Raw genomic sequence first — 15,212 nt, 5'->3', positions numbered from 1 at the left:
CACTTGTATATAATTGAACTAATTAACTGAATAATTATGGAAATGGGATGATACTGAATGAAAATTGCGAGAGGTAGAGAATTGCTTACACTGGAACAGAGGCAGGATTTTATGCAAATCCCTGAAGATGAATGGATATTGGGGACCTACTTCACTTTTTCCAAACGGGATTTAGAAATAGTTAATAAGCGAAGGAGAGAAGAAAACCGTTTAGGGTTTGCTGTTCAATTAGCTGTTCTTCGGTATCCCGGTTGGCCATACACTCATATCAAAAGCATCCCGGAATCAGTCATACATTATATATCGAAACAAATCGGTGCCACTCCATCTTCGATTAGTCTTTATCCTCAAAGAGAAAATACACTTTGGGATCATTTGAAAGAACTTCGAAGTGAATACGACTTTGTAACTTTTACTCTAAGAGAATATCGAATAGCACTTAAGCATCTTCATCAATTAGCTTTTGAAAATGGCGATGCCATACATCTACTACATGAATGTATAGATTTTCTAAGAAAAAACAAAATCATACTGCCTGCTATTACTACACTTGAAAGAATGGTGTGGGAGGCAAGGACAATGGCTGAAAAGAAACTGTTTAATACTGTTAGTCAATCTCTTACAAATGAACAAAAAGGAAAGCTTGAAGAGATCATTACTTCGCAGCATCCATCCGAATCCAATAAAACGATATTGGGTTGGTTAAAGGAACCACCGGGTCATCCTTCACCCGAAACATTTCTAAAAGTAATAGAACGACTCGAATACATACGAGGAATGGAATTAGAAACGGTACAAATTAGTCATTTGCATCGCAATCGCCTGTTACAACTATCTCGCTTAGGCTCAAGATATGAGCCATATGCATTCCGTGACTTTCAAGAAAATAAGCGATATTCGATATTAACTGTCTATTTATTACATCTTACTCAAGAGTTAACGGATAAAGCTTTTGAAATTCATGATAGACAAATACTTAGTCTGTTATCAAAAGGCCGTAAGGCTCAAGAGGAAATTCAGAAACAAAACGGTAAAAAGCTGAATGAGAAAGTTATATACTTTACGAACATCGGACAAGCTTTAATCAAAGCAAAAAAGGAAAAATTAGACGTTTTTGAGGTTTTAGAATCCGTTATCGAATGGAATTCTTTTGTCTCTTCGGTCGAAGAAGCTCAGGAGCTTGCACGCCCTGCCGACTTTGATTATATAGACTTACTGCAAAAACGATTTTATTCACTTAGAAAATATACGCCAACGCTATTAAGGGTATTGGAATTTCATTCTACAAAAGCAAATGAGCCACTTTTACAAGCTGTTGAGATTATCCGTGGAATAAACGAATCCGGAAAGCGAAAAGTGCCTGATGACTCACCTGTGGATTTTATTTCAAAACGTTGGAAAAAGCATTTATACGAGGATGATGGTACAACAATCAATCGTCATTACTATGAAATGGCTGTTTTAACAGAACTTCGGGAGCATGTTAGGGCAGGAGATGTTTCCATTGTTGGCAGCAGACAATATAGAGACTTTGAAGAATATTTGTTTTCAGAAGATACATGGAATCAAACGAAGGAGAATACAAGATTATCAGTTAGTTTATCATTCGAGGATTATATGACGGAGAGAACAAGCAGCCTTAACAAAAGGTTAAAGTGGTTAGCTACCAATTCCAACAAGTTAGACGGGGTTTCTCTTGAAAAAGGAAAGCTGTCAATTGCACGATTAGAAAAAGATGTTCCAGAAGAAGCAAAAAAATTTAGTGCAAGCCTGTATCAGATGCTACCAAGAATAAAATTAACCGATTTACTGATGGATATTGCTTATATAACAGGATTTCATGAGCAATTTATTCATGCTTCCAATAATCGAAAACCGGATAAAGAAGAAACAATTATTATTATGGCTGCTCTTTTAGGAATGGGAATGAATATTGGTTTAAGCAAAATGGCTGAAGCAACACCCGGACTTACATATAAGCAATTGGCCAATGTATCACAATGGCGCATGTATGAAGATGCAATGAATAAAGCCCAAGCCGTATTAGTAAATTTTCATCACAAATTGCAATTGTCCTCCTATTGGGGAGACGGTACAACATCCTCGTCCGATGGTATGAGAATGCAGATAGGCGTTTCATCGCTACATGCAGATGCAAACCCACATTATGGAACTGGAAAAGGAGCCACCATCTATCGTTTTACAAGTGATCAATTTTCTTCTTATTACACAAAGATTATTCATACTAATTCAAGGGATGCGATTCATGTTTTGGATGGTTTGTTACACCATGAGACGGATCTAAATATAGTAGAGCATTATACAGACACAGCTGGTTACACAGACCAAATATTCGGACTGACCCATTTATTAGGATTTAAATTTGCTCCAAGAATACGAGATTTATCAGACTCGAAATTATTTACAATAGATAAGGCAAGTGAGTATCCAAAATTAGAAGTCATTTTACGTGGACAAATAAATACAAAGGTCATTAAAGAGAATTATGAGGATGTTTTGCGATTAGCTCATTCTATAAGGGAAGGAACAGTTTCAGCATCCCTTATTATGGGGAAATTAGGTTCTTATTCAAGACAAAACAGCTTGGCTACAGCCTTACGTGAGATAGGCCGAATAGAAAAAACGATCTTTATTTTGAATTATATTTCGGATGAATCATTAAGAAGAAAAATACAAAAAGGATTGAATAAAGGAGAAGCCATGAATGGACTGGCAAGAGCTATTTTCTTCGGAAAACAAGGCGAGCTTAGGGAACGAACCATACAGCATCAATTGCAAAGGGCCAGTGCCTTAAACATAATTATCAATGCCATCAGTATCTGGAATACTTTACATCTAACAAAGGCAGTTGAATATCAAAAACGGTCAGGTAGTTTTAATGAAGAATTATTGCACCATATGTCACCTCTAGGTTGGGAACATATTAATTTACTTGGAGAATACCATTTTAATTCGGAGAAAATGGTCTCGTTAGATTCTTTAAGACCATTGAAACTTTCTTAACGTTGTTAAAACTGGGGGAATCGTCTTGAAAATGGGCTTAGCGTTGTAAATCCGCATTTTCCTGACGCTACCCCATTATTGGGGGAATCATAGGATTAAAAGTCACTTCCGCCCCTTAAACAAACAGGCGACGGCTTGTTTGTTTTCTTTTTAACTTGACAACCAAGTATCTATCTTACAAAGTCATTCTCAATTGATTTAACTTTCAATGATGTAACCGCTTTACTAGTTTTCGCAATATTAAATTTTATCGACTGAAACTATTGATTTTACGCTATTTTTCAAAGCACTCAACGAGCAATTAGTTGGTATTCCCAAATAATTCTATTGACTCCTAAATATTTAGTAAATTAAAATATATTTAACAACAGAAAAAGTTAAATAGTAGGAGGTTTAAATAATGGGTGCAGCATTAGAACAACACCTTGAAAACCCGACTCAACAAAAAAAGCAAAAACATCCTCCAGGATTATATTTTTTGTCTTTAACTGAGGCTTGGGAACGATTTAGCTATTATGGTATGAGGGCGCTTTTAGTCCTTTATTTAACAACCGCTTACATTAGTGGAGGACTTGGATTTAAAGAAAGTACAGCAGCTTTAATCTACGGCTTTTTTACTGGAGCGGTATACTTAACGCCAATGGTAGGAGGCTGGCTCACTGACAGATATATAGGCCAACGTTTAGCAATTACAATTGGCGGTACGGTCATGGCAATTGGGAACCTTACTTTATTTGCTGGACATAGTAAAATAGGATTATATATAGGATTAATATTACTAATCATTGGAAACGGTTTATTTAAACCTAATATTTCAACTGTTGTAGGTGAGCTTTATCCTGCAAATGACAAGCGAAAAGATGCAGCTTTTACAATCTTTTATATGGGGATTAACCTCGGAGCTTTTTTTGCACCTCTTTTATGTGGTTATTTAGCAGAAAATTTATTTAAAACAACCGTTAATGGTGTTGTTCAATACGGTTTTAAATATGGATTCTTGGCTGCTGCAATCGGAATGATTGTTGGACAGTTAATGTTTAACCTTCTTGGCAATCGATTCCTCGGGGATATTGGGAAGAAGCCAGTTGGCAAACCTGTCAAAACGAGCACAGGGGTAAAATCAAACAAACCTTTAACAAAAAAAGAAAAGCAAAGAACTGCTGTCATTGTCATTTTAACTTGTTTCGTTATTTTCTTCTGGGCTGGATTTGAACAAGCCGGCAGCTCAATGACACTTTATACAGATAAATTTGTAGATAGAAGCATTTTAGGATGGACTGTGCCAACATCATGGTTCCAATCCGTTAACCCTGCTTTTATTATATTATTAGCACCACTTGTGTCTGCTCTTTGGATTAAGCTTTCCAAATCCAAAAAGGGTGATCTAAAAATCCCGACAAAAATGGGTCTTGGAATGGTTCTCCTTGGAGTCGGCTATATGGTTTTACTTTTAGGCGTATTAAAAACAGGCAGCAACGAACATCATATTGTTGCTAAAGCGAATTTAATCATAATCGTATTAACGTACTTGTTCCACACAGTTGGTGAACTTTTCCTATCACCTGTTGGTTTGTCGATGGTAAGTAAGATTGCGCCAGTGAAATTAGCTTCATTGTTAATGGGCGTGTGGCTTGCAAGTTCAGGAATTGCTAACATCTTAGCAGGACAATTGGCTTCAACAACTGAAAGTTTAGGATACTTTGAAATTTTTGGTTTAATTGGTTTAATTGCGATTGCCCTAGGTTTAATTTTACTCGTAGCTTCAAAAAAATTAGTCAAAATGATGGAATAGCGGACAAGCCTTCAAAGGCCGGGAAAATAACTCCCGGCCTTTTCTTATGACTATTTTTGTTGATTTCGATGTGCGTCGTTTAACTGCTTTATTTCCCGGATCAGCCCCATCATTTCTTCTTTCGCGTCCGGATATTTTTCATTCCAATGCTTGACAAGAGCGGGCATCGTTTTTGACATGTACGTGTACAGTGCCCATTTTTCCACTTTTGCCTTCAGCTCTGGCGTACTTTCCCCGAGTAAAAGCTCTGTAAATTTCTCTATCAATCCATCAAATTGCTCATCCAATTCATTCACATTCATCTCTCCCTACTTTTTAGCCATTGTAGCTTCACGGCTGGCGAAAATTGTTACATTAAGATATTTGTTCGATCGGTTCTACTTGCACTTTCATCATCTTTCTTAAGATCGGGCCAAATACAAAAACATCATTTCTTCCGTTTCTTTAAACAGATGTTTATAGTCATAGTCGTCGCCAATTACGGAATAATGCGTGCATAAGCCGTCAATGAACGCCCAAAAAAGACTTGCTATCCTTTTTGAATCTAACGCTTTGCGAAATTCCCCATTTTTCTGGCCTTCGTCAATAATAGAAGCTAAAAAGCTCTGGTATTGATTTTTGTATCTATTCATCATGATTTCCCTTAAATGGCCAGCTCGCGCTGAATTGATCCAAAATTCCATATGGACCTGGATAACCTCTTGCCACTTTTTATTTAAAGTCGCTTCCCTGTAAATCCGAAATAATTCGCGGATTTTTTCCGATGCCGTTTGCATATTTTCAAACCGCTCGGCTAAAAAAGCGAATGTCCGATTCGTTCGTTCTTCCATTAATGAAAGATACAACTCTTCCTTGCTTTTAAAATAATTATAGATCACCCCTTTGCTTGCTTTCGATTTTGCGACAATATCATCCATTGTCGTAGACTGATACCCTTTTTCGGCGAAACAAGAAAGGGCGCTTTCCATTAAAAGTTCTCTCTTTTTCACTTTATATTCTTCTGAGACTTTAGGCATAAAGGATCCTCCAAAAACCGACTAGTAAATTTATCTTCAATGTAACATGATTTAAAGCTGAAAAAAAGAACCAGACAAAAGCGATGTGCTGCTGGTTCTAAAAGTATCCGCCATTTCGGCTGCTTTATTTTGGCTGTCTTATCCTCATTTGCTCGTTTTCCGTTGGATGGGAAACGATTAACTCCGCTTCACCTGTCAGCCTGTAATTCTTGACCGTTGCCGGTATAATCAAATGATCGCCTTTATGGAATGAAAATGTGCGATCAGCAATTGAAATCGTTCCGCTGCCATTTAAAACGCTGGCGAGTAAATAATCGCAATCAAGCGGCTTTTCAACCGTTCCTTTCAGTGTCCAGTGGTAGACGGTAAAATAGTGTTCCCGAACAAGCAACTTGCTTGATAATCCTTCGAGCTTTTTCTCTTCTTGCTCAATTACAGGATCATGATGGGGGCAATTTGCCACTTCGATCGAGGCTTTAATATGAAGCTCTCTTTTCTTCCCTTCGCTATCCGTCCGGTCATAATCGTATACTCTGTAAGTAATGTCAGAGCTTTGTTGTGTTTCTAAAATCATGGTACCTTTTCCGATCGCATGGATTGTTCCACTTGGGACATAAAAAAAGTCACCCGGTTTAATCGAAACCTTGCGAAGAAGCTTGTCCCATTTTCCTTTATCTACAAGTTCCTGAAATTCTTCCTTCGTTTTAGCATGATGGCCATAGATCAATTCAGCGCCGTCTTCACAATCAATAATGTACCAACATTCTGTTTTCCCATAGGGGCTGTTTTCTTTCTGTTGGGCATATTGATCATCAGGATGAACTTGCACGGATAAGTCATTATTTGCATCCAATATTTTTACAAGAAGCGGAAATTCTTCGCTCGTTGGATCGCCGAAAAGTTCTTTATGCTCTTTCCATGCCAAAAGCAGTGATTGGCCTTTTAAAGGACCATTTCTAATAATGCTCGGGCCGTTCGGGTGAGCGGAAATTCCCCAGCATTCTCCTGTTTGGTCAGATGGAATGTCATACTGATATCGGTCACGGAGCTTTGTCCCGCCCCATATTCTCTCTTTAAAAACGGGTTGAAGAAAAATTGGTTCTTGATACATCGGTCTCCCTCACTTTCAACGATAAAACCATTGTACCAGAACAAAATTGCTTCGCAACTTTGTTCAGTGGTTAGAAGTGAGAGGTGAGATAAGTCCGAATCGGGAATAGCATCCACATCGGAGAGAAAAAATTTGCGATACGGTTAAAAATGCCCGGCTCCTTAATAAGAAACCGGGCTTTTTTTAAACTAGGCTGCCTTTTGAAGAAGGATTATCAAGCACATCCATGTCCGCTACATTATTTATCGGGAAATTATAAACGTCTAAGTCGCCGTTTTGTTCGCCGAATCCTTGATTTCGTTTATTGGATTGATAAAAATCAACTTGCTGAATCGGCCCTAAGCTTAGCGTGGCCGATCGGTCCATCGTATTCACTTTGAACCCGAGTATATTGACAACCATTGGCGCAAAATTCATTGTTGTACCCCTCTCTTAACAGAGTCTAAGATGAAGCCGTTTTAAAAGGAGGATCGATAGTAACTGGTTTAGATGTCTGGAAAACTGGATTATCTATCGCGTCCCGATCATCTACATAGCTTCGGGTCGCTATAAAATCTCCTTCATCTCCAAAATTTTGGCCAAACCCTTGCGTTTTCTTATCCGAGTTGCTCCAGTCAGCTAAATAATTCTCCCCGATATTTACTGCTGAAGCATTTTCAAAGGAATTAATTTTAAAAAGAAAAATATTTATGACTATAGAAGGTGAACTCACTATTATCCCCCCTTTTCCCTTACAATATATGTTCACTCCCCATGAATATGTTCCCTAATCGATCTGGAGGTGATTGTTAATGGACGTAGACAAATTGAAGCAATGGCTGGAAATCGCGCAAAAGTTTCAGGGAATGGATTTTTGGAACGGCATATTCGATAAAGACCAATCAAGGAAAATGAACGAATTGGCAAACATCCCCGGGTTTCAAGGAGGAAATAATGCACCTGTCGAATTGCCAAGGGTGGACATTTATAAAAGTCATCGCGAGTTAATTGTCGTCATTGATTTGCCCGGGCTTAATAAAAGTGATGTCCAACTTTCTCTTTCCGGCGACCAATTAATGATTAAAGGATTTGCCCGAACACCTTATCAAGATATTACCTCTATTCAGTCTGAACGATTAAAAGGTTCGTTTGAGCGGATTATACAGCTCCCTGAAACGGTGAATGAAGCGCGGACTGCAGCGAAATTTCAAAATGGCGTGCTTGAAGTTCGCATCTTGCGGGCCCATACATCCCATAAACAAATACGGATCGACTAGCGATGTGATCTTTTTCGATTAATGCAATCGAAAATATCGCTGTCGTCTACAAATGAAATGGGGATATGCACCCGAACACAATCAGCATTTTGTTCACCGAACCCTTCTGTTTTTTTATTCGTTTGATGAATGCCGGTTGCAGCTGTTTGGCCAACGGAAAACTTGCAGTGCTGGCCAAGAGAATTAATTTTAATGTATGATATGTTCGCCTCTGTAGATCGAAATTTCACCTGTCTCACCTCCTCCCCTTTCCCTTGCCCGCCTTCCACTTCTTACTTCTAGAAAGTTAACTTGTACATATGAATGAAAGTAGGAGCTATGAATCGGAAATGAAATGTGGGGATCCTTATGCTTTTTAAAAGAGTACTCAACCGGTTAATAAAAAATGATTCGAATGTAAAAGAATTAAATAAAAAGATTCAATGGCTCGAAATGCAATTACAAGAAATAAAAGAGATAGAAAAGCCATCTCCAATCGTTATTGAAAAACTGAATATTGAAAAGATCTGTATTGATAAATATGAATTGAACAATAATTTTGGCGCGCTGGGGATAAAAGAACTCTCCGGTAAACTGAATATTGGCGCCAATTACGGCGAAGGGATGCCGATTCCAAGTGACAAGGGGCTTAAATTAGCCGAGAAAAGAGAGGAAAAGGCGAATAAAAAAGAAGAGACACACAAAAAAGGAGAAGGGCCAAGCTATTCAATTAAACCACGAAATTCAACATAACACCTGGATTTAGTCCAGGTGTTGATGTTGCAAGCGATTAAAGGCTACGGCAATTTTTGCAGCTACTTCAGCATTATGTTTCACGAGTGCAATATTCGTTTCTAAGCTTTTTCCACCCGTTAATTCTTTAATTTTAGCCAGCAAGAATGGCGTTACTTTTTTTCCTGTAATGCCGCTATCCTGCGCTTCTTTCAAAGCCTTCCCGATCACCTCTTCAATTTCGTTATAGCGAAGCGCGTCTTTTTCCGGTACAGGGTTGGCGACTACAAGGCCCCCATCTAAACCGAGCTTCCATTTGGCATCCATTAATTCGGCTACACTTTCTGCTGTATCTAAACGGTAATCGACCTGGTAATCGCTTTCACGTGAATAAAACGAAGGGAAGGCATCACACTTGTATCCTACAACCGGGACACCATGTGTCTCGAGGTATTCCAAAGTTCTGCCTATGTCTAAAATTGATTTCGCTCCCGCGCAAATGACAGCCACATTCGTTTGTGCCAGTTCGGTTAAATCCGCGGAGACGTCCCATGATTTTTCTCCTTCCCGATGAACGCCGCCAATGCCGCCGGTCGCAAACGTGTGAATGCCTGCCAGTTTTGCGGCAATCATCGTTCCCGCAACCGTTGTCGCACCAATTTTCTTTGTGGAAAGGATATAGGGAAAATCACGGCGGCTAACTTTTTCAACTTCTTTGCTTGTTGCAAATTCTTCAAGTTCTTTCTCATTAAGACCTATTTTCACTTTTCCATTCATTATCCCAATGGTCGCCGGCACTGCACCGTGTTCGCGAATAATGGTTTCCACTTGTTTTGCCATTTCGAGGTTTTCCGGGTAGGGCATTCCGTGCGAAATAATCGTTGACTCTAAAGCAACAATTGGAAGCTTCTTTTCTTTCGCCTGTTGGACTTCTTCTGAATAGGATAAAAATAGTTTCATAATGGAATCTCCTTTACAAATTTCAAAATTTTTTCAGGCAATAATAATGGGGAAACAGAATGCTCCGTCATTAACGTCAATGCTGACGCAGCGAGCCCAAACTGGCATGAAAGGGCGAGTGGCTTCCCATTCATCATGCCGTAAATGACACCTGAAGCAAATGCGTCACCTGCCCCCGTCACATCAACAATATCTACTTCATAAGGTAACAAATGTCCTGTATCATCTTGTGAAGCGTAATAAACACCTTCTTCACCGAGTGTAATGATAACGCTTTCAACACCGAGCTTTAAAATAGCCTGACTTGCCTCTTTGCAATCAGATATGGATAAAATCTTTATTCCAGTGAGCTCTTCGGCTTCTTCCCGATTTGGAAGAATCGCCTTAACCCCATCTAAACGTTTTGGAAGTTTACTTGTTTTTGTGGAAGAAACCGGATCGATGAAAACTGGTAAATTTATTTCATAGCAACGTTTCAATAAGAATTCAATGCTATCAGCCGGGATATTGGTATCTAAAAAGACAGCATTGCTTGACGCAATATACGACCATTTCTCCTCCAACAGTAAAGGTGTCAGTTTATCGTAAATCTCCATGTCTGCTAATGAAACGACCATTTCACCATCGATATTAAGCAAGGCCGTATACGTTCCGGTCCGCTCCGTTGGAAAAGTCCAAACCTGGCTTATATCGATTCCTTGATTATTCGTATGTTCAAGAAGAGATTTTCCTTCTTTATCATCACCGACACAAGTTAGAATGGCTGTCTCCATCCCGAGCTTTTGCAAATTTTCAGCAATGTTTCTTGCGACCCCGCCATATGACTCAGACATAACAACTGGATTAGAAGAATGCAATCTAACGTTTTGCTTTGTGCGAGCTTTTCGGTCAATATTTGCCCCACCAATACATAAGATCATAGACTCTTCCCGGAGAATGTAAGCACGGCCTTTAATTTCCCCCTTCCTCATTAAACTCGCAATATAATTGGCTACGGCCGGCCTCGACAAACCTACTTTTTCAGAAAGTTCTTGCTGAGATATAAACGGATTTAAACGAATATATTCTAAAATTTGTTTTTCTTTATCCATAACTTCCCCCCTCCCTCCTTCAAACATAAGTTTATCATATAAACTTATGTTTGAAAACGCTTTAAAAAAGAGCTAAAAGTTCAATGACTTTTAGCTCTTAACCTTGAAGAAGATGCTTCGCTTTATCGATGATTTCTTCTAGCCGTTTTGCATTTTTAATATACATTGCCTGCGCTTCTTTTGATTCCGTTTGCAAGGCAAAGCTTTCAAGATCCGCCTGGCACTTTTTGATATTGGCAAGAAGCATCGGTTTTTCTTGCGGAGAAGGGACGCTGAGCTTATCATCGTACAGATCGACGGTTAAACCTCCGTATGAATCAACTTGTCCGATAAACACATTTTCAAGCGAGACCCCAAGTTTATCCAGCTCTTTTTGGAGCCAGGCGCGGTTAAATCCGCTATTTGCAAGTGGTTCATCCAACAATTTCCCATCCATTATAATCGTTTGCGTCTCTTTTTCCGGAGCGACTTTCAAAAGTAGATCCTTTGGGGTAAGCGGTTGCTTTTCCCTTTTTAGTAAGACATTTAAGTCGCCTGTCGGTTCAAGGACGGCAAATTCAACATCTGCAAGCTTGTATACATCTTTTTTCCTTAGTTGTTCAAGCAATTCATCAACCGTATAACGTTCTCGCTTTAAATTATCTTCAAGCACTTTTCCATCTTTAATAAACACGGTCGCCTTGCCTTCAATAAAATTGCGGAGGCGTTTATTTTTCACTGAAATGTAACTGATCAAAAATGGGATAACCGTCCAAACGATCAAGCTGATAAAACCGTGAACGAAATTGCTTTCTAACCCTGTTGACACTTCAGCCGCAATACTCCCAATTGTAATTCCCGTAATATATTCGAAAAAAGAAAGCTGAGCAATTTGTTTTTTTCCTAACCATTTTGTCAATAAAAACAATGCAACTAAAAAGGCGATTGAACGGACGCAAATATCTAACCAGCCTGGTAAATTTGGAATATCTGTCACTGACCTTCCCCCCTTTAAGAGAAATCCGTTAAAATCCTTTATACTGTGGTTCTTCAAGTTCTAATTGCCCGATTCGCTTTTCAAGATCCGCAATGATGCCTCTTGTTTCCATCATGCAATCATGAAAAATCCGTTTTGCATCATTGCTTTGCGATTTCAGCGCAAATTCACTAAATCCGGCCTCTATTCCTTTTAACGTTGCAAGACATTGTTTGACGCTAGAAGCAACTGTCATAGTTGAATACTCCTTTATTTTTGCATTGTTGCCGTCATATTTCCCGGCCGCAAGCGCTTTTTTATCCTTTTGGCTTAAATAATAATGCTCCGATAAAGCCGAAAATGATAGCTGCCGATATACCGGCGCTTGTTACCTTAAACATGCCCGTTACCACCCCGATCAACCCGTGTTGATGTGCTTCAGCCATTGCCCCATGAACGAGCGCATTTCCAAAGCTTGTGATTGGGACTGTTGCGCCCGCTCCGGCAAAATCGATTAACGGTTCATATAGATTAAAGCCATCAAGAAGCGCCCCAATGACGACAAGTGTTGACATCGTATGGGCGGGGGTAAGCTTTAACACATCAAACATAATTTGGCCGATGACACATATAATTCCCCCTATAATAAAAGCCCAAAAAAAGATGGCCATTTAACTTCCACCTCCATACTCAATCGATACGGCGTGAGCGATACAAGGAATCGATTCTTTTTGTTGAAACGATAAAGGAGATAACAATGCACCTGTTGCGACAACGAGCATTTTCTTAAATTCACCCTTTTTCATTCGATTCAACAAATGACCGTAAACGACAACGGCTGAACACCCTGAACCGCTTCCACCTGCAAGAACAGGCTGATCATCTTTGTAAATCAATAAGCCGCAATCTTGAAAATGCTGTTCCGACAATGATACTCCGTGTTTCTCTAATAAATCTCTTGCCACTGTATACCCGATACGGCCAAGATCCCCCGTCACAATCAAGTCATAATAAGAGGCATCAATTTGCCGGTCCCGCAGATGAGCCTCGATTGTATCTACAGCGGCCGGAGCCATCGCGCCCCCCATATTAAACGGATCAGTCAGTCCCATATCAACCACTCTTCCAATCGTTGCCGATGTAATTTGCGGTCCCTCGCCAACGCTTGCTACAACCGCGGACCCGGCACCCGTCACCGTCCATTGGGCGGTTGGCGGCTTTTGTCCGCCATATTCTGTCGGGTAGCGGAATTGTTTTTCATTAGCAGCATTGTGGCTTGATGAGCCCGTCAAAACATACTTTGCCCCTTTTCCATTTACTAAAAAGGCACTTAAAGCAAGCCCTTCCATCGAAGTAGAACAGGCGCCAAACAAACCGAGGTAGGGCATGCCAAGCGTCCGGCAGGCGAATGTAGACGGAGTTAATTGATTGATTAAATCCCCTGCCAAAATAAATTGAATATCTTCTTTTCTTACACCTGCTTTTTCAATCGCTTTATTACAAGATTCTTCAAAAAGCACCGTTTGCGCTTTTTCATAAGAATCTTGTTCGGCCCATAAATCCGCATGAAGAAAATCAAAATCGTCTGCTATTTTCCCCTGTGCTTCAAATGGACCTCCGACCGCCGCCGTGCCTAAGATAACCGGCTTATTTTCAAATTCCCATGTTCGATGTCCTTTGAGCATTTACAGGCCTCCCCATTGAATGAGAATTGTTTTAACCGTTGCGATGACAAAAGCTGAAAATACCCCGAACAAGATGACCGATCCCGCCAATTTAAACATGTTTCCACCGACGCCGAGAACAAATCCCTCTGTTCGATGCTCGATGCATGCTGAAACGACGGAATTGCCGAATCCTGTTACAGGTACCGCGCTTCCTGCACCAGCAAACTGGCCGATTCGGTCATACACGCCAAGTCCTGTAAGCAGCATTGAAATAAAGATCAATGTAGCAACAGTTGGATTTCCGGCTGAACGTTCAGTAAAATCAAAGAAATAAATGTAAAATGATGAGATGAATTGACCGATCAGACAGATGAATCCCCCTACAAAAAAAGCTTTCACGCAATTTTTAAAGACAGGGCGTTTCGCTTCTCGTTCACTTTGAAATTTTTGATATTCTTGTTGAACCGGCGTCAGCTTTTTATTTTTTTTGTTTGCCATTTGAATGCCCCTTTTCTTATTAAATATCTGAATTCATTTCCGATTTAATGACTTTTAATTTCGATTCAATTGTTTTTTCGCCAGGGTTTTTCGTTCGAATCAAATTTTCCAGATCCGACAACAACATGTAAATTTTTTTATCCGCACTAACGTATACTTCTTTCCCGCGCACCTGTTTTTGCACTTTACTTTTTATTGTCTTTAAGAGTTTCTTTAAACGAAACCGGTCAAAATGGTCAACTTTCACCGCGACATAAACTTCTTTATCAGAATTGACCGCTTTTACCGCCTGTACTTCTTCCATATTTTTAATGGCTTCTTTTGCAGTATTTGATGGTTTTTGGCTTGTCGAGCTCACATGAATATTGGATGTTTTCAATTGTTCCTTATTTTGATCCGTACAGCCGGATATCCCGCCAATCAAAGAAAAAACGAAAAATAATGTGTATAAATAGTTCTTGCGCATCCTATCATTCCGTTTCTATGTAGTGATGAAAAAGGATGATATAATGTATCACCCTTTTTTCGCTATTTCGTAATTATTGTTTATATTGAGGCTCTTCTTGTTCTACTTGCTGCAAGCGTGGAGAGAGTGTATCAATAATCGTTTGAGCTTGTTGGGCAGCATTTTTATAAAGTTGTTTCGCTTGTTGGTTATCAGTATCAAGGGCAAATCCCTCTAAGCTTGCCTGAGCGCTTTTTAATCCGGAAATCGTTTGTTTTAAATTATTGATAACTGTCATGATTTGACCTCCTTAAATAAATGTTTTCAAATTCATGAATTAGAATGTCTTTCTTGTACAGGAAATATGTTTGTAATTTTTGGCATAAACTTTATTTTTTCTGAAATTGACCGAGATTCGTGATACCTGCCAGATTACGGCCTTTTTGCATACCGAAAAATGCTGTAGCTATTCCAATGATTAAAGCAAGAGAAGAAAATAGAATGCCACCTCTTCCATTTCTTCGGTAGCCAAACCTCCTCATAACAGGGTCCAACAGCCGCCCATTTCGCCGGTTAAACAAGGATGCCATCCCGATTAATCTGTTCACTTTATCACCTCCTTTAAATATTCAATACATTTAGTGTATGAAGATCGGAAATTGTCATCCTTCAAAACGAAAACCAGA

At 39.4% G+C, this 15,212-nt stretch carries 20 protein-coding genes; 4 read left to right on the top strand and 16 right to left on the bottom strand.

The features are described from left to right. Positions 1 to 57 precede the first annotated feature (57 nt). On the top strand, positions 58 to 3,024 hold the full coding sequence (locus H538_RS0112115) for a Tn3 family transposase (RefSeq protein WP_026677825.1): 2,967 nt from the start codon (positions 58 to 60) through the stop codon (positions 3,022 to 3,024). Positions 3,025 to 3,424: 400 nt separating this feature from the next. Then, positions 3,425 to 4,816: a peptide MFS transporter gene (locus tag H538_RS0112110; protein WP_026677824.1), complete on the top strand. Its 1,392-nt coding sequence runs from the start codon at positions 3,425 to 3,427 to the stop codon at positions 4,814 to 4,816. Between the two features lie 50 nt (positions 4,817 to 4,866). Here the strand turns inward: H538_RS0112110 and H538_RS0112105 are convergent, their stop codons facing one another. The 5 genes from H538_RS0112105 to H538_RS23760 form a co-directional block, all read right to left on the bottom strand. Next, positions 4,867 to 5,112, bottom strand: a complete 246-nt coding sequence (locus H538_RS0112105; RefSeq protein ID WP_407636394.1) for a YusU family protein — start codon at positions 5,110 to 5,112, stop codon at positions 4,867 to 4,869. A 105-nt stretch (positions 5,113 to 5,217) separates the two neighbouring features. Further along, a complete protein-coding gene (locus H538_RS23765; protein WP_051291459.1) occupies positions 5,218 to 5,832 on the bottom strand; it encodes a TetR/AcrR family transcriptional regulator in 615 nt (204 codons plus the stop codon). Positions 5,833 to 5,956: 124 nt separating this feature from the next. Then, positions 5,957 to 6,943 (bottom strand): mannose-6-phosphate isomerase, class I, encoded by a 987-nt coding sequence (manA, locus tag H538_RS0112095; RefSeq protein ID WP_026677822.1) that lies wholly within the window; start codon positions 6,941 to 6,943, stop codon positions 5,957 to 5,959. A 183-nt stretch (positions 6,944 to 7,126) separates the two neighbouring features. Then, positions 7,127 to 7,360 (bottom strand): hypothetical protein, encoded by a 234-nt coding sequence (locus H538_RS0112090; protein ID WP_026677821.1) that lies wholly within the window; start codon positions 7,358 to 7,360, stop codon positions 7,127 to 7,129. 25 nt (positions 7,361 to 7,385) lie between these two features. After that, complete coding sequence (locus H538_RS23760) at positions 7,386 to 7,661, bottom strand: hypothetical protein (RefSeq protein WP_035350745.1); 276 nt, start codon at positions 7,659 to 7,661, stop codon at positions 7,386 to 7,388. A gap of 73 nt (positions 7,662 to 7,734) precedes the next feature. Here H538_RS23760 and H538_RS23755 point away from each other — a divergent pair, with 73 nt between their 5' ends. Beyond that, positions 7,735 to 8,199 (top strand): Hsp20/alpha crystallin family protein, encoded by a 465-nt coding sequence (locus H538_RS23755; RefSeq protein WP_051291458.1) that lies wholly within the window; start codon positions 7,735 to 7,737, stop codon positions 8,197 to 8,199. On the opposite strand, the gene H538_RS23750 is transcribed toward H538_RS23755, so the two are convergent. After that, entirely contained in the window at positions 8,196 to 8,429 is a 234-nt protein-coding gene (locus H538_RS23750) for a hypothetical protein (protein ID WP_035350697.1), read from the bottom strand. The genes H538_RS23755 and H538_RS23750 overlap by 4 nt on opposite strands. A gap of 118 nt (positions 8,430 to 8,547) precedes the next feature. On the opposite strand from H538_RS23750, the gene H538_RS0112070 reads away from it, so the two are divergent. Continuing rightward, a complete protein-coding gene (locus H538_RS0112070) occupies positions 8,548 to 8,931 on the top strand; it encodes a hypothetical protein (RefSeq protein ID WP_026677820.1) in 384 nt (127 codons plus the stop codon). A gap of 9 nt (positions 8,932 to 8,940) precedes the next feature. On the opposite strand, the gene H538_RS0112065 is transcribed toward H538_RS0112070, so the two are convergent. From H538_RS0112065 to H538_RS0112020, 10 genes are all read right to left on the bottom strand, one after another. After that, a complete protein-coding gene (locus H538_RS0112065) occupies positions 8,941 to 9,870 on the bottom strand; it encodes a pseudouridine-5'-phosphate glycosidase (protein WP_026677819.1) in 930 nt (309 codons plus the stop codon). Then, positions 9,867 to 10,961 carry a carbohydrate kinase gene (locus H538_RS0112060; protein ID WP_026677818.1) on the bottom strand — a complete coding sequence of 365 codons (1,095 nt, stop codon included), beginning with the start codon at positions 10,959 to 10,961 and terminating at the stop codon, positions 9,867 to 9,869. Before H538_RS0112060 ends, H538_RS0112065 begins: the two co-directional genes overlap by 4 nt. 97 nt (positions 10,962 to 11,058) lie before the next feature. Then, positions 11,059 to 11,928, bottom strand: a complete 870-nt coding sequence (locus H538_RS0112055; RefSeq protein ID WP_026677817.1) for a DUF421 domain-containing protein — start codon at positions 11,926 to 11,928, stop codon at positions 11,059 to 11,061. Positions 11,929 to 11,965: 37 nt separating this feature from the next. Next, positions 11,966 to 12,172 (bottom strand): DUF1657 domain-containing protein, encoded by a 207-nt coding sequence (locus H538_RS0112050; RefSeq protein ID WP_026677816.1) that lies wholly within the window; start codon positions 12,170 to 12,172, stop codon positions 11,966 to 11,968. 61 nt (positions 12,173 to 12,233) lie between these two features. Continuing rightward, positions 12,234 to 12,587 carry a stage V sporulation protein AE gene (gene spoVAE, locus H538_RS0112045; RefSeq protein ID WP_026677815.1) on the bottom strand — a complete coding sequence of 118 codons (354 nt, stop codon included), beginning with the start codon at positions 12,585 to 12,587 and terminating at the stop codon, positions 12,234 to 12,236. Then, positions 12,588 to 13,601 carry a stage V sporulation protein AD gene (gene spoVAD / locus H538_RS0112040; protein ID WP_026677814.1) on the bottom strand — a complete coding sequence of 338 codons (1,014 nt, stop codon included), beginning with the start codon at positions 13,599 to 13,601 and terminating at the stop codon, positions 12,588 to 12,590. Beyond that, positions 13,602 to 14,081, bottom strand: coding sequence for a stage V sporulation protein AC (spoVAC, locus tag H538_RS0112035; RefSeq protein ID WP_026677813.1), 480 nt, complete (start codon positions 14,079 to 14,081; stop codon positions 13,602 to 13,604). Positions 14,082 to 14,100: 19 nt separating this feature from the next. Further along, entirely contained in the window at positions 14,101 to 14,547 is a 447-nt protein-coding gene (locus H538_RS0112030) for a YhcN/YlaJ family sporulation lipoprotein (protein WP_026677812.1), read from the bottom strand. Positions 14,548 to 14,620: 73 nt separating this feature from the next. After that, positions 14,621 to 14,824 carry a DUF1657 domain-containing protein gene (locus H538_RS0112025; RefSeq protein WP_026677811.1) on the bottom strand — a complete coding sequence of 68 codons (204 nt, stop codon included), beginning with the start codon at positions 14,822 to 14,824 and terminating at the stop codon, positions 14,621 to 14,623. Positions 14,825 to 14,915: 91 nt separating this feature from the next. Beyond that, positions 14,916 to 15,134, bottom strand: a complete 219-nt coding sequence (locus H538_RS0112020; protein ID WP_026677810.1) for a hypothetical protein — start codon at positions 15,132 to 15,134, stop codon at positions 14,916 to 14,918. Positions 15,135 to 15,212 lie beyond the last annotated feature (78 nt).

This window comes from Fictibacillus gelatini DSM 15865 (assembly GCF_000430745.1).
Taxonomy (GTDB): Bacteria; Bacillota; Bacilli; order Bacillales; family Fictibacillaceae; genus Fictibacillus_A; species Fictibacillus_A gelatini.
This window is presented reverse-complemented; position numbering and strand designations above follow the sequence as displayed.